The following is a 13,383-nucleotide window of genomic DNA, read 5'->3' as shown; positions in this document are numbered from 1 at the left end:
TGCGACAGGAGGAGGGGGCTGCCTATGGCCGAGCAGAACCGCCCGGTGCGCGGAGAGCACAAGTACGAGCAGGAGATCTCCTCTGTCGACGAGCACGAGGAGCGCGAGGGACGCAGCCTGATCACGACGAACCACGATGTGATCAAGCGGTGGGCCGAGGAACGGAACGCCCGCCCGGCGACCGTCCCCGGGACCGAGCACGAGGGACGGCCGGGCGTGCTCCGGTTCGACTTCCCGGGGTACGGCGGCGGCGACCTCCAGGAGATCTCCTGGGACGAGTGGTTCACGACCTTCGACGTGCGTGAGCTGAACTTCATCTACCAGGAGCACAGGAAGGACGGCAGCCAGAGCAACTTCTTCCGCCTGGAGAGCCCCCACCGTGGAGACGCGTGACAGGCCGCTCCCGACGATGCCGCATCCGGGCGACTACAGCACGGCGGTCACCCGGTTCGTCGGCGCCACCACGACCGCGCTCGGCTCGTTTCCCGCCATCGTGGCCGCGGTGCTGCTGGTGGCGCTCTGGGTGGCCGGCGCCGCCCTGGTGCCCGGCGGGTTCGGCAACGAGTTGTACGAACTCGTCCTCAACACGGTCACGAACATCGTGACGTTCGTGATGGTGTTCATCATCCAGTCCAGCCAGAACCGGGACAGCCGCGCGATCCAGGCGAAGCTCGACGCGCAGACCGAGGTGCTCGCCGCCATGGCACGCAACCTCGACGTCAGGACGGAGGTGCCGCTGACTCGCTTCGTCGGTCTGGAGGATGCTCCGGATCGCGCGATCCGCATCGAGCAGCAGACCCTGCGCGAGCGTGTGGTGGAAACCGAGGAAGTGATCCAGAAAAGCGAGGCCGACCTCGGCCGGGCCCCTGAGGGCCGGGCGGGCGCCGCTGACGATGCCGTCGAGACGATCGAGCGTGCGAAGGGATCCGGCGGCCGACAAGCACCCAGCGGCGATCAGTTCCCCCGCTGATCCCCTGCCGCCCGACTGGCAAGCACGGGCGATCTGTGCACCGTATCCACCGACGTGAGGTCTCCAAGGCCGCAGTCCGAGCTGAGGGCGCCGCGGTCGCAGCCCTGGACTCGCCACCGGTCCCAGTCCCGAGCGTCTCCGCTAGCCAGCCCACGCCGCCGGCCCTTTCCCCGACCTGAGCGGCCCATCGAGTCGGCTCGGGCCTGGTCACTTCCCCTTGGGAGAAGCCGCCGCGCTGGGTGACGGAGCGCTGGCGGCGGTGATGAGCTTGGGCGCGATCAGCTTCATCAACGCCAGCACATCCGCGGCGTTGTCCCGCCCCTTGACCCCGTATACCAGCTGAACGGTGAGCTCCGCCTTGCCCCGGGCGAGCACTGCCTGCGCGGCGTACTTCTCTTTGTGTGGATCTTTGAAGTAGTACCCGATGGAGCCGGGGACGATCTCCGGCAACGGCGTGGCTCCTTCGAGCTCCTCCTCCACCTCACCCGGAACTCTGGCCGGTGTGAGGATGACCTGCAAGACCTTAAGCCGATCACCGTCTCGCCGATAGACCGCACAGCTCCCATCCCCAACGTCCGCCGAAAGATCGAAGAAGCCGCGCACCAGGGGCTTGCGCACCCCGGTCATCAGCTCCACCGCCTTCAGCGGGATCTGGTCACAGATGTACGGCGGAGCCGCCACTGCCGGCAGCGGAGTGAGGTCCGCAGCCGCCTGTTGGTCCTCGCATGCCGTCGACAAGGCCAGGGCACTGGCGAGCGCGACGGTTATGGCGATTCGTGTCCTCATCATGCGTACTGAGTGAAGCCGTCGGAGAAGCTCTGGTTAAGGCGAAGCTCGACATCGCGCCAGAGATCTCCTGACGGCCCCTCGTATAGCCATCGATCGTAGGCGTCCAGTCGGCGGGTCTTCTCGGTGCTGTTGTCCGTCGTCTTGTCGATCATCTCCTCCTTTGTCATGAGAGTCCGACCGTCATCTTTCAGGAAGTTGTTGAGATTGTCCCTGGGATCGTCTCCCTCGCGCAGGCCTTCAAGAGAGGCCCACGGATGGGTGGGAGCGGGAGGATCAGCCGACCCGAACAGCCCGTGGTTGAGCATCGCCTGGACGGTGAGATCGTGCACGAGGGTCCGCGTCTGGTCCACAGCGGCGTTGGCCCCACGGCGGGCCTTGGTCTCCGCGCCGCCGTCACTCTTGAAGGCGTCCTCGACCAGGCCGGTCCAGGCCCCGGCGACCCCAGCGATGATCGGCCATTTTCCTGACTGCGGGATGGCCAGCGCGGTGTTGACCACCCCGGTGAACACCTTCATCTTCAATTGCTGCACCTCATCCAGTGCCTTGCCTTCGTCGATCTTGGCCAGGCCGGCCGCATCGGTGATCAGGCCGAAGCCGGCGCCCACTCGTTGGGCATTGGTCTTGAGCATGCCGTCGCCCTGCCCTGCGGCTATCTGGCCGGCTGCATGGTCGAGCAGCCATCCGGTGAAGGCGGTCTGCGCCATCAGGACAGGCGTGAAGGCGCCGACATCCGCGAACGCTTCACGCGCCACCCACCGCAACTCCTGCTGATCGAACTTCGCCCCCCACGGATCAGGCCCCGGCGCGCCGGGATTATCCGCGCCGGCGACACCGGGCACGACCCGGTCCGATTTCTGAGCAGCACGGTCGATGTCGGCGATGTAGCCGGCGAGGATGCGGCCGGTGCTGGGTGGGTGGACGAACGACGAAGGCGGAAAGCCCTTCTCGATCCGGCCGGCCTCGATGTGGACGAACTCCGACGCCAGCTTGGCCGAGAGGTAGCCGCGCGAGGGGTTCTGCGGCGAGCCGTCGTGATCGCGGAACGTCAGGGTGGCGGCCTCCAGCGCCTTGCCCAGCGCCACTCCCTTGTCCGCCATGCCGCGCTCGGTCAGCAGCCGCTTCAACGTGGTCGGATCACCGGCGAAGAAGTCCTGGGCCGCCGCCGGATCGCGGCTGAGCGCCTCCATGAGCGCGGTCATGACGCCTGGATCCGGCCCGACCGGCACCTGGGAGGCGTTCCGGTCCCATGCGTCGAGCTTCCTGGCGGCGGCGAGGAGGAAACCGGTTGCGAAGGTGCCCTGTTTGAGGGCCAGCGCGACCGCGTATCCCTCGCGCCATCCGACGGCGAGATCGGTGGTGAGCTCGTCCCGCCAGGTGTCGCTCAGCCGCGAACTCGCCGTCCCCAGCAGCTTGGCCAGGGCGGTCTGCAGCCGCTTGGCCTCCTTGTCGTCCCGCCGCTCCGTGGTGTCGGCCATCAGCTTCCGGTACGCCGTCGCGCCCAGGGCGTTCATCAGCGCGGTGGCGAACGCCGAATCGCCGGTGCGCTTCTCGAGCGCGGCCAGCGCCTCCTTGTCCACCTCGCCCCTGTCGCGGCCCCGGGCGAGCGCGCCGAGCGCCGCGTACACGTCCGGGTCGCCGCCCGCTTTGCCGTACTGCGCCTCGTCGAAGGCGGCGAGCGTGAAAGGTCCGGCGGACGCGCCCCACTCGGAACGTTCGGACCGGATGGTCTCGCCGCGCCGCCGCAGGTCGGGACGGCTCGACTCGATCCAGCTCCGCGCCTCGCGTAGCGCGCTCAACGCCGACGTGTCGAGATCGAGCCGCTGCAGCACCCCGCGGATCACCTGCTCGTTGCGGCCCAGGGCGTCCTCCGCCCGCCCCAGCGCCCGCTCGAAGGCGTCCATCCGCACGGGGTCGATGCCCGAATATCCCTCGGTCGCGCTCGTGCCGCCCGGCGGGACGGGGACCCGAGACGGCCCGCCGCCGGACGCTCCCGTGGCGCCGCCCGTCTTGTCCGGCGACGGCTCCGGGGTGGTGGGCGGCGGCTGCGGCGCCGGGGTCGGCGGCTCGTGCGGCTGCTGCTGGGACGGCGGCTGCGAGGGGCCGGTCGGGGGCCGTGGGCTCGGCGACGGCTGGGGTAAGGGGTGGGCCATGAGGGCGATGGACTCCAGCGCGGTCGGCGGGACGCGACGACTCCAGCGAGAGTAATTTCGATTCCCCGCCCCGTAAAGATGTCCGTCAGATCGGATATGTCCCATGAGGCCGGGGGCCTCCCCGGGGCCGAGGGCCACCGCGTCAGCGAAACCGCGGGAGGGCTCGGAATCTATGATCACCGTACGCACGCCGCCGGGCGGGACGGCCGGTTCCGGCAGGCGAGGATCACTCGGAGCGAGCCCGACCCGGGCGAAATCGGAGGTCACGGTGACGACCGCACTGCCCGCGAACGCCCAGGCGAAGGCGCTCGCCGCCGCCGGACGCCTGCCCGCGTTCGTCTACGACCTGGCCGAACTGGACGCGCACGTGCGGTCGGTACGCGCGGCGCTCGGAGACGTCGAGCTCTACTACGCGGTCAAGGCGAACCCCGACCCGGAGCTGCTGCGGGTCCTCGCCCGGCACGTCGACGGCTTCGAGGTCGCCTCGGGCGGGGAGCTGGCGCACGTACGGGAACTGCACCCCGGCCTGCCGGTCGCCCTCGGCGGGCCGGGCAAGACCGACGAGGAACTGCGCGGCGAGGTCACCCGGCTCCATGTGGAGAGCATCGGCGAGCTGCGGCGGCTGATCGCGTCCGGGCGCTCCGCCGACGTGCTGCTGCGGGTCAACCTGGACGTCCCCGTCGAGGGCGCGTCCCTGGCCATGGGAGGCGGGGCGACGCCGTTCGGCATGGACCCCGCCGCGATCGACGAGTGCCTCGAACTGCTCCGTGCGCAGGAAACGGTCCGGCTGCGCGGGATCCACGCCCATCTGGCCAGCGGGCTCGAGGCGCGGCCCCTGCTGGAGCTGGCCGCGGCCGTCCTGGACTACGCGCGGGGGCTCGGGGTCACCGAGGTCAACCTCGGCGGCGGCATGGCGGTCTCCTACGCCGAGCCGGACCGGCGCTTCGACTGGGACGCCTACGGACGGGGCCTGGCGGCGCTGCGCCGGCCGGGCGAGACGCTGCGGATCGAGCCGGGGCGGTCGCTGACCGTCTACTGCGGGCGGTACGTGACGCGGGTCATCGACGTCAAGCGGGTGCACGGGGAGCTCTTCGCCGTCGTGGCGGGCGGCACCCACCACATCCGCACGCCGGCGACCAAGGACCACAGCCAGCCGGTGGTCGCCGGCGAGCCGGGCGAGCCCGTCACGATCGTGGGGCAGCTCTGCACCCCCAAGGACGTGCTCGCCCGGCGCGTGCCGATGCGCCTGGAGCGGGACGACGTGGTGGAGTTCACCATGGCCGGCGCGTACGCGTGGAACATCTCCCACCACGACTTCCTGATGCATCCGAAGCCGGGCTTCCACTACGTCGGGGGGTGAGGGGGCGCCGCCGGGGAGTCAGGGGGTCAGGGGAGCGTGACGAACTTGCCGAGGAACGCGCGGGCCGTGGCGGTGTCGAGGCGGTAGTCGAGGTTGGTCGCCTTGCAGGCATCGTCGTCTCCGCTGATCGTCGTCGCCACGAGCAGGTGGGAGGTGCGGTCGCCGAGGAAGTTGGGGCCGCCCGAGTCGCCGAAGCAGGTGCTGCCGTCCTTCGTCGCCCGGTCCAGGGAGAGCTTGAGCCACCTGGGGGTGAGGGCCTGGAAGGAGATGGACGTCTGGCGGCGCGCGTCCGTGTAGACGTACCGGCGCCCGTGCGCGCCCTTCTTGGGGTTGAGCGAGCCGTACCCGACGGGGGTGAAGCGGGACGTCTGCAGGGTCTTGTCGGCCTTGAGCCCGTCGAGCAGGCCCTCGGTGGGGAGCGTGGCGGGGGTGATGTCCGGGATCGGGGTGTCGAAGAGGACGACGGCCATGTCGTGGAGGTCGGAGCGCTCACCGTCGAAGCGGGAGTCGGCCACGTAGCGGCCGGTGTAGAGCTTGTCGCCCTTCTTGTACTTGCCGGCGAAGGAGACGCGGGCGGTCTTCTTCCCGTCCTTCCCCTTGTGGACGTCCTCGCCGCAGTGGGCGGCGGTGAGGAAGACGGTCGGCGAGATCAGCGTGCCGGTGCAGAACGACCAGGTCCCGTCGCCGTGCGGCTTGTCGGCGATGAGGGCGCCGACCTCAGGGTGGTCGGTTCCGTCGGCGGTACCGTTCGTGATGGCCTCCGCGGGGGCGGCGATAGCCACACCGAGCATCAAAGCGGCAGGAATCATGACAAAAGGGACAAAACGCATCCCCGCACTGTAATGGGACATGGGCGTGGCATGACATGCCTGAAACCAAAGATCACCGAAAGATCTACGTACGGCGTGGTTTGCTGCAGAAGGTCCCCAAATGACATCGGCCGGCCGGGACAAGGCTCGGCCGGCCGATGGCGAGAGAGGCGAAAGTCAGGAGATCGCGCGCCGGTCCGCGTGCAGCGGCCGCGCCAGCCGTACGGTGATGAACTCGTTCGCGTCGGGCTTGCCCGCGGTCCGCCCGGAGGAGAACGGGAAGTTGTTGTCGTTCAGGATGGCCAGGGTCTGGTCGTCGAGCAGCGCGATGTCCTCGATCGTCTGGAACGGGAACCGGAAGGTGGTCCCGAAGCCGCCGATCTTCTTGGGGTTGGCCAGGTCGAGCAGGTCGGCGACGAGGGTCTTGTCCAGCTTCCCGTCGTGGTCGCGGTCGCGTGTGTCGGCGAGGTAGACGCGCTTGAACTTGGCGGCGTCGCCCTGCTCGTTGTCCCTTTCGATGACGAGGAAGCGGTGCCGGTCCACCGTGATGGCGTCGCCGATGGCGTTGGACGGGGATTCGAGCGGGTAGATCCAGCGCCGCTTGGTGTAGGCGCTCTTGTGCACGTCGAACTCGTACATCCGGAGGGTGCCCGGCTCGTCCCCGGCGACGGTGCCCTCAAGGAGCGGGTAGAGACGCTTCCCGTCCACGGAGCGCGCCATCCCCTCGAAGCCCTTGCTGCTGCCGAGGTTCGGCGCCTCCCCACCGAGGTCCGGGTTCTCCGGCGCCTTCACACCGGGCAGCGGGATCGGGGCGCCGAGCAGTTCGCCGTCCGCCGAGAAATGCAGCAGGAACGGGCCGAACTCGTCGCCGATCCAGTACGTGCCGTCCGACGCGCGCACGATCGACTCCACGTCGAAGTCGGCTCCCGTGAGCACCCGGTCCTGCCTGGTCAGCGGGAACCGGATGTGCCGCTCGGGGTCGCTCAGGTTGAACCCGCCGAGCACCGTCACCGTGCCGGTCGAGACGTCGGGCCTGATGTGGTGGACGCGCAGCAGGAAGTCGGCGCTGTTGGCCTTGTTTCCGAAGCCGTTGTCGGAAAGCACGTCGAAGGTGCCGTCACTCCGGCGCACGACACCGCTGAACCCCTGCACGGGCTGTCCCGCGAAGGGAGCGCTGATCCCGTTGAACGGCCCGGCGCCGATCGCCGACCCCGACGGCTCACTGCCCGGCACGAAGGTCTCGGCCGGGAGCACCGCGAATCCGGTCAGCGTGGCCCGGCCGAAGGTGTCGGCGGGCGGGGCGGCGGTGGCGGGCTGCGCCAGCCCGAACGTCACAGCGGCGGCACCGATGATCGTCAGAATCCGTTTCATGCGGCGCACGCTAGAGGGGCCGGATGACCGGGCGTCCAACGTGAACCGGACGGGATGTGACCGGACGGTGGACCGGCCGACGCGGCCGACGGGTGCAGCTGAGCGGATCCGGCACCACGACCTACGCCAAGCGCGTCGAGACCTACCACGACGCGCGCGGCCGGCTGCGCGCCCGCTTCGACTACGAGGGCGACGCTATCCGCCGAATCCGCCCGACCACCGCATGTCCCCGGAGCGGGCCGCGCGCCCTCAACCTGGATGCGTCCCTGGTTCCTGGTGTGGCTCCCGGCGGGCGGTGTGCCTACCCTTGGGGCCGTGCATGTCGAGCCGCGTGTCGTACCGCATCCGCCGATGATCCGGCGGTTACGGCCGGGGCACTGGCTGGCGCTGGATCGGCTCGCCGCGATCAGCTACGTGTTCCCGGCCTTCCTGTTGCTGGCCAATGAGGTCAGGGGGGCCGAGCGGTTCGCGGTCGTCCCCGCGGGTGTCGTCGTGTCGGCGTTGCCGATCGCGCTGCGCCGTCAGCGGCCGGTAGTCGCGTTCGGGCTCGCCCTGGCCGGGCTGGTCGCGGCGGAGCTGGTCGAGCGCAGGGCGATCATCTTGGGGATGCTGTCCGTGGCCTACGTCTTGTACGCGGTGGCGGCCCTCTGCCGCCCGCGCACCGCCTTCGTCGCACTCGGGATGGCGCTGACCGCCGCCGCGGCGACCGGGATTCCCGGCTACCCGCGCATAGGTGGTACCCCGGTGATCTCCGTGCTGCTGTTCACCACCGTCTGGACCGTCGGGTACGCCGTGGGCATGCATCGCCGCCACCTCGGGGAGTTGCTGCGTAACCAGGCCAGGCTGGCCAGGCAGAGTGTCACCGACGAGCGGATGCGCATCGCCCGCGAACTGCACGACGTCGTCGCGCACGGCATGAGCGTGGTCACCGTACAGGCGGGATTCGGCGCCCTGGTGATCGACGACGACCCGCAGGAAGCGCGGGCCGCGCTCACGGCCATCGAGACCACGGGACGCCAGAGCCTGGTCGAGATGCGGCGGCTGCTTGGCGTGCTCCGCGAGGAGGACCGGAGCGAAGCGCCCGATCTCGCGCCCGCGCCCGGGCTGGCCGACCTCGACCGCCTCCTGGAGCAGATCGCCGGGGCGGGAGTCCGGGTGGAGCTCACCACCACCGGGCCGCCCCGCGCACTGCCTCCCGGGATCGACCTTTCGGCGTACCGGATCGTGCAGGAGGCCCTCACCAACGTGGTGAAGCACGCCGCCGCCGGCTCGGCCAGGGTGACCCTGTGCTACGGGCCGGACGAGCTCTCCGTCGACGTCGCCGATGACGGCGTCGGATGCCCGGACGCCGGTGGTCCGCACCTCGGACACGGCCTGGTCGGCATGCGTGAGCGCGTGCACCTGTACGGCGGCGCGTTCCACGCGGCGCCCCTGCCCGGACGCGGCTTCCGCGTCACCGCCACCCTCCCCATCCCCTCCACGGAGCACCCGGCATGAACCTCAGCCTGACCGCCGCCCTCGCCGTCCCCAGGCGCGCGGCATGACCGTCCGCGTGGTGGTCGCCGACGACCAGACCCTCGTGCGTGCGGGGTTGTGCGGCATCGTGAACACCGCCCAGGACCTGACCGTCGTCGGCGAGGCCGGCACCGGCCTGGAGGCCGTCAAAGTGGCCCGCGCGCAGGCGCCGGACGTCGTGCTCATGGACATCCGGATGCCCGGCATGGACGGCCTGGAGGCCACCCGCCTGATCACCTCGTCCAGTGACACGAAGGTGCTCATCCTCACCACCTTCGACCTGGACGAGTACGTGTACGCGGCGCTGCGCGGCGGTGCCAGCGGGTTCCTGCTCAAGGACACCCCCGCGAGGGACCTGCTGGCGGCGATCCGGGTCGTCTCGGCGGGCGACGCGCTGCTCTCCCCAGGCATCACACGGCGGCTGATCAAGGAGTTCGCCGGCCGCGCTCACCCTGAGCCGCTGGAGGGCATCACCACGCGCGAGCGGGAGGTGCTCGCGCTGGTCGCCGAGGGCCTGTCCAACGACGAGATCGCCGAGCGACTGCACATCGGGCCGGGTACGGCCAAGACCCACGTCAGGCACCTCCTGGCCAAGCTCGGCGCCCGCGACCGCGTGCACCTGGTGATCATCGCCTACCGCAGCGGGCTGGTCGCCGTGCGCTGAACCCGGCATCGGCCGAAAGGCGTAGCCCGCCGGCGCGAAATGAGCCCTGGGGTAGACGACCTCGGCCGGGGCGGGTCACTAGCTTCGGAGCACTCCCACTTCCAATGATCCGAAGGAGTGCGTTTTGATCGCCCGTCGAATGGTGTGCGCCGCCACCCTGCTTGCCGTCGCGTCGCTGGCCGTACCGACTGCCGCCGAGGCCAAGACACAGCTCAAGACCCAGGCCCGGCCCCAGGCCGCCGCCCCGCATCAGCTGACCCTTCCGGCGCCGACGGGCCCCTCCCCGCTCGGCACGGTGTCCCTGCATCTGGTCGACCGCTCAAGGAAGGACCCGTTCGCGGGCGCCGGCCACGACCGCGAGCTGATGATCAGCCTGACCTACCCGGCCAGGAAGGTCGCCGCGTACCCGGTCGCGCCCTGGCTGCCGCCCAAGGCAGCGGCCCAGTACCTGCGCCAGGAGGGCCTGCCTCCGGGAGCCGTCCTGCTGCCGCAAACCCACGGGCACGAGGGCGCCCCCGCCGACCGGCGCGAGGGCCGGTTGCCCGTCGTGCTGTACTCCCCGGGCAACGACTCCTTCCGCTCGGCCAACACCGTGGTGGTCGAGGAACTGGCCAGCCGGGGATACGTGGTGGCCACGATCGACCACACCTACGACGGCCTGGTGGAGTTCCCCGACGGCCGGGTGGTGGGCCCCGTTCACGACGGCGCCGGGACCGGCCGGGTGATCTACGAGCAGCGCATCGCCGACACCCGCTTCGTTCTGGACCAGCTCACGGTGCTGAACCGCGGCGGCAACCCCGACGCCGACCACCGTAAGCTCCCCAAGGGGCTGCGCGGCCTGCTCGACCTGAGCCGGGTCGGCATGTTCGGCTACTCGGCCGGCGGGCCCACGGTCGCGTCCGCCATGTTCGAGGACCGGCGGATCAAGGCCGGGTTGGCCATGGACGGCCCGGTGGCGGGCCCGGTCGTCACCGCGGGGCTGGCCCGGCCGTACATGCTGATGACCGCCACCAAGGCCGTCCGCGACCAGATCCCCGACCTGGCCACGTTCTGGTCGAATCTGAAGGGCTGGAAGCTCAACATCAGGACCGAAGGGGTCGCGCACGTCTCCTATGGCGATATGGAGATGATCGCCCCGCAGGCGGCATCGCTGCTGAAATGGACGCCCGCCCAGCTCGCCGAGCAGATCGGCACGCTCGCCCCTGAACGCGGCGAGGCCGTCCAGCGGGCCTACCCGTTGGCCTTCTTCGACCGGCACCTGCGCGGCAGGGATCACCTGCTGGACGGCCCGTCGCCGAGGTTTCCCGAGGTCACCTTCGTCCCCTGACCTCCTCCGCCTCGCCTCCGACAGCCGACTGGATCGCGCGTCCTCCCAGAAAGAGCGTGGCCGTGATAGGGCGAACGAACGAGCCGTCCCGCCCGTTTTCTGCCTCCCAGACGATGGCGGGCGGCGGATCCGTCCATAGGCACCCCACATGACAGTGAAGATCCATGATCTGATGCTCGCGGGAGCCCGGGTGCTTGATCCAGGCGACGGCATCGCATCGCTCACGAAACGGACAGATCCGCTAAATGGCGAAAACGGTTAGTGTCGTCGGCATGGACGAGCCCACGACGGTCGCGCTCCCCAGCGGCCACCAGTTCAGCTGCGACACCTGCGACGGCTCGCTGTTCGAGCACCACAGCTGAAAGCAAGCAAGCTGCAGACCACCGGAATGAACCTCGACTGGGCCAACCGCGACGCGGCCTGCTTCGTCTGGGTGGCGTGCCGCCGGATCCACTGGTTCCACATCTGACGACGGGTGCCGTCGGGCCGGCGTCAGGAGTGGATGTTGGGCCCTTCGGAGGGCTCCCAGGCCGCGCCGCCCGGGTGGAGGACGAACAGCCGGGCCAGGTCGTCGACGCGGTAGTGGAACCGCCCGGCCTGCCCGGTGTCGACCACCGAGACGAACCGGGCCTCGACCAGGATGCCCAGATGGTCCACGGCTGCGCCGTGGTCCAGGCCGCAGACGGCGGCGACGGTGCCGGTGGTGAACTCGACCCGCCCGAGCCGCGTCAGCCGGGCCAGGGTCTGCCGGACGTCCTTCCTGATCCGGGCGTAGCTCTGCCGCAGGCCGTCCCGTACGGCGAGGTCGGCGACGCTCAGCTCGTCGAGCCGGCGGCGCTCGTCCCGCAGCAGCGCGGCGAGGCCGGCCAGCGGCCAGTGCGGCCGCGCGGCGAGCCGGGCGCCGCAGATGCGCACCGCGAGAGGGAGCCGGTCGCACTGCGCGACCAGCTCGGCGGCGGCGTCGGGCTCCGCCGTCACCCGCTCGTGCCCGACGATCGCCGAGAGCAACTGGATGGCGTGGTCGGTGTCGAAGCGGTCGATCTCGACGATCCGCGCGCCGCCGACACCGACCAGCCGCGACCTGCTGGTCATCAAGACGCCGCACGACGGCGAGCCGGGCAGCAGCGGCCGTACCTGCGCCTCGTCCGCCGCGTCGTCCAGGAGGACCAGCATCCGGCGGCCGCTCACCAGGCTCCGGTACAGCGCGGTGCGCTCGGCCGGGTCGTCCGGGACGGCGTTCTTGGCCACCCCGAGCGCCCGGAGGAAGCGCCCGAGCACGCGGGCCGACGACTCCGGGACGTCCGCGCCACGCAGGTCGGCGTATAACTGCCCGTCCGCGTACGCGGCCTCGAGCCGGTGGGCGATGTGCACGGCGAGGGCGGTCTTGCCCGCCCCGGCCGGGCCCGTGATGCCCGCGATGAGCGCGGTCGTCCGGGTCGCGTCGTCGAGCAGCCCGCCGAGGTGGTCGAGGAGCACCGCGACGGCCTTGCCGCGCCCGGTGAAGTCGGCGATGTCGGGGGGCGTCTGGCGCGGGACGACGTGGTGCTCCCGGACCACCGCGAGGGACCGCTCCAAACCGCCGGACGACGGGAGGTCCTGGTTGAGCACCGTCAGGTAGGCGTGCTGGGCGTCCGCGCTCGGGGCGATGCCCAGTTCCTCGGCCAGCCGGCTGCGCAGCCGCTCGTACTCCATGAGGGCCTCGGCGGGCCGGCCGCAGGCGGCGTGCAGTTCGATCAGCCGGGTGTGCAGCGGCTCGTCGAACGGCCGCGTCCGGGCGAGGGCACGGGCGCGGGGCAGGACCAGCTCGGGCATCTGGACCGAGATGGCGAGCGCGGCCAACCGCTGCAGGCACAGGGCGTGCTCGTCCTCCAGGGCGCGCACCGCCGACTCCTCCCGCACCCCCTCGGGGGCGCCGTCCAGCACGGAGCCGTGCCAGAGTTCGAGCGCGCCCATCAGCGCGGCCAGCCGCTGGTGCGGATCGTTCCCGGGCGCCTCGAAGTCGGCCGCGAGCGCGGTGCGGAACCGGGCCGCGTCGAGGAAGCGGTCCGGCAGCCGCAGTCGGTAGCCCCCGCCGACGTGCTCGATCTCGGCGACCCCGCCCGCCTGGTCGCGCAGCCAGGAGCGCAGCCGCGACACCGCCGTGCGCAGGGCGATGGTGCTGCCCACGCCGTGCCCCCACACCTGCTCCAGAAGTCGCCCCTCGGGGACGATCTCGCCGTTGTGCAGCAGGAGCACCGCGAGAAGCATCCGCGGATGGCGCGCGGGCAACGCCAGCGTGTTGCCGTCCACACGGACCTGGAGCGGGCCGAGAACCTGGAAGTCGTACGCGGGACCGATTTTTTCCATGATCAATTCCGGTGCCCCCGCCTGAGCCACTCGCGGATCATCGCGAAAGATCACATCAAAGCCGCATTAGCCGCAATTGCGG

The 13,383-nt window shown here is 70.6% G+C and carries 12 protein-coding genes; 7 read left to right on the top strand and 5 right to left on the bottom strand.

Annotation, left to right across the window (positions count from 1 at the left end; all coding sequences use genetic code 11):
* Positions 1-24 precede the first annotated feature (24 nt).
* Positions 25-393, top strand: coding sequence for a hypothetical protein (locus AWQ68_RS35655; RefSeq protein WP_084464779.1), 369 nt, complete (start codon positions 25-27; stop codon positions 391-393).
* A complete protein-coding gene (locus tag AWQ68_RS35650) occupies positions 380-970 on the top strand; it encodes a low affinity iron permease family protein (protein ID WP_066949659.1) in 591 nt (196 codons plus the stop codon). Before AWQ68_RS35655 ends, AWQ68_RS35650 begins: the two co-directional genes overlap by 14 nt.
* Before the next feature lie 207 nt (positions 971-1,177).
* On the opposite strand, the gene AWQ68_RS35645 is transcribed toward AWQ68_RS35650, so the two are convergent.
* Entirely contained in the window at positions 1,178-1,759 is a 582-nt protein-coding gene (locus AWQ68_RS35645; protein ID WP_066949656.1) for a hypothetical protein, read from the bottom strand.
* On the bottom strand, positions 1,756-3,660 hold the full coding sequence (locus tag AWQ68_RS35640; protein WP_066949653.1) for a hypothetical protein: 1,905 nt from the start codon (positions 3,658-3,660) through the stop codon (positions 1,756-1,758). The genes AWQ68_RS35645 and AWQ68_RS35640 overlap by 4 nt, the downstream gene beginning before the upstream one ends.
* 13 nt (positions 3,661-3,673) lie before the next feature.
* Here AWQ68_RS35640 and AWQ68_RS44490 point away from each other — a divergent pair, with 13 nt between their 5' ends.
* Both AWQ68_RS44490 and AWQ68_RS35630 read left to right on the top strand, forming a co-directional pair.
* Positions 3,674-3,964, top strand: a complete 291-nt coding sequence (locus tag AWQ68_RS44490) for a hypothetical protein (protein ID WP_157546254.1) — start codon at positions 3,674-3,676, stop codon at positions 3,962-3,964.
* A gap of 213 nt (positions 3,965-4,177) precedes the next feature.
* Positions 4,178-5,269: an alanine racemase gene (locus AWQ68_RS35630; RefSeq protein WP_245656422.1), complete on the top strand. Its 1,092-nt coding sequence runs from the start codon at positions 4,178-4,180 to the stop codon at positions 5,267-5,269.
* A 26-nt stretch (positions 5,270-5,295) separates the two neighbouring features.
* On the opposite strand, the gene AWQ68_RS35625 is transcribed toward AWQ68_RS35630, so the two are convergent.
* Together AWQ68_RS35625 and AWQ68_RS35620 are read right to left on the bottom strand one after the other, a co-directional pair.
* The gene (locus AWQ68_RS35625; RefSeq protein ID WP_169809049.1) at positions 5,296-6,051 is read right to left on the bottom strand and encodes a trypsin-like serine protease; all 756 of its coding nucleotides are present in this window, start codon (positions 6,049-6,051) and stop codon (positions 5,296-5,298) included.
* A 204-nt stretch (positions 6,052-6,255) separates the two neighbouring features.
* On the bottom strand, positions 6,256-7,449 hold the full coding sequence (locus AWQ68_RS35620; RefSeq protein ID WP_066949645.1) for an esterase-like activity of phytase family protein: 1,194 nt from the start codon (positions 7,447-7,449) through the stop codon (positions 6,256-6,258).
* Positions 7,450-7,764: 315 nt separating this feature from the next.
* Between AWQ68_RS35620 and AWQ68_RS35615 the strand changes: the two genes are divergently transcribed.
* From AWQ68_RS35615 to AWQ68_RS35605, 3 genes are all read left to right on the top strand, one after another.
* A complete protein-coding gene (locus AWQ68_RS35615) occupies positions 7,765-8,946 on the top strand; it encodes a sensor histidine kinase (protein ID WP_218007181.1) in 1,182 nt (393 codons plus the stop codon).
* Positions 8,947-8,989: 43 nt separating this feature from the next.
* Positions 8,990-9,628: a response regulator gene (locus AWQ68_RS35610; protein WP_066949641.1), complete on the top strand. Its 639-nt coding sequence runs from the start codon at positions 8,990-8,992 to the stop codon at positions 9,626-9,628.
* Positions 9,629-9,752: 124 nt separating this feature from the next.
* Positions 9,753-10,955 carry an alpha/beta hydrolase gene (locus tag AWQ68_RS35605; RefSeq protein ID WP_218007180.1) on the top strand — a complete coding sequence of 401 codons (1,203 nt, stop codon included), beginning with the start codon at positions 9,753-9,755 and terminating at the stop codon, positions 10,953-10,955.
* Between the two features lie 492 nt (positions 10,956-11,447).
* On the opposite strand, the gene AWQ68_RS35600 is transcribed toward AWQ68_RS35605, so the two are convergent.
* Positions 11,448-13,301 (bottom strand): AfsR/SARP family transcriptional regulator, encoded by a 1,854-nt coding sequence (locus AWQ68_RS35600; RefSeq protein WP_157546252.1) that lies wholly within the window; start codon positions 13,299-13,301, stop codon positions 11,448-11,450.
* Between the last annotated feature and the right edge of the window lie 82 nt (positions 13,302-13,383).

Source organism: Microtetraspora fusca, from assembly GCF_001570365.1.
GTDB classification, from domain to species: Bacteria; Actinomycetota; Actinomycetes; order Streptosporangiales; family Streptosporangiaceae; genus Microtetraspora; species Microtetraspora fusca.
Note: the sequence above shows the minus strand (reverse complement) of the source record. Positions and strands in the feature narration are given on the sequence as shown.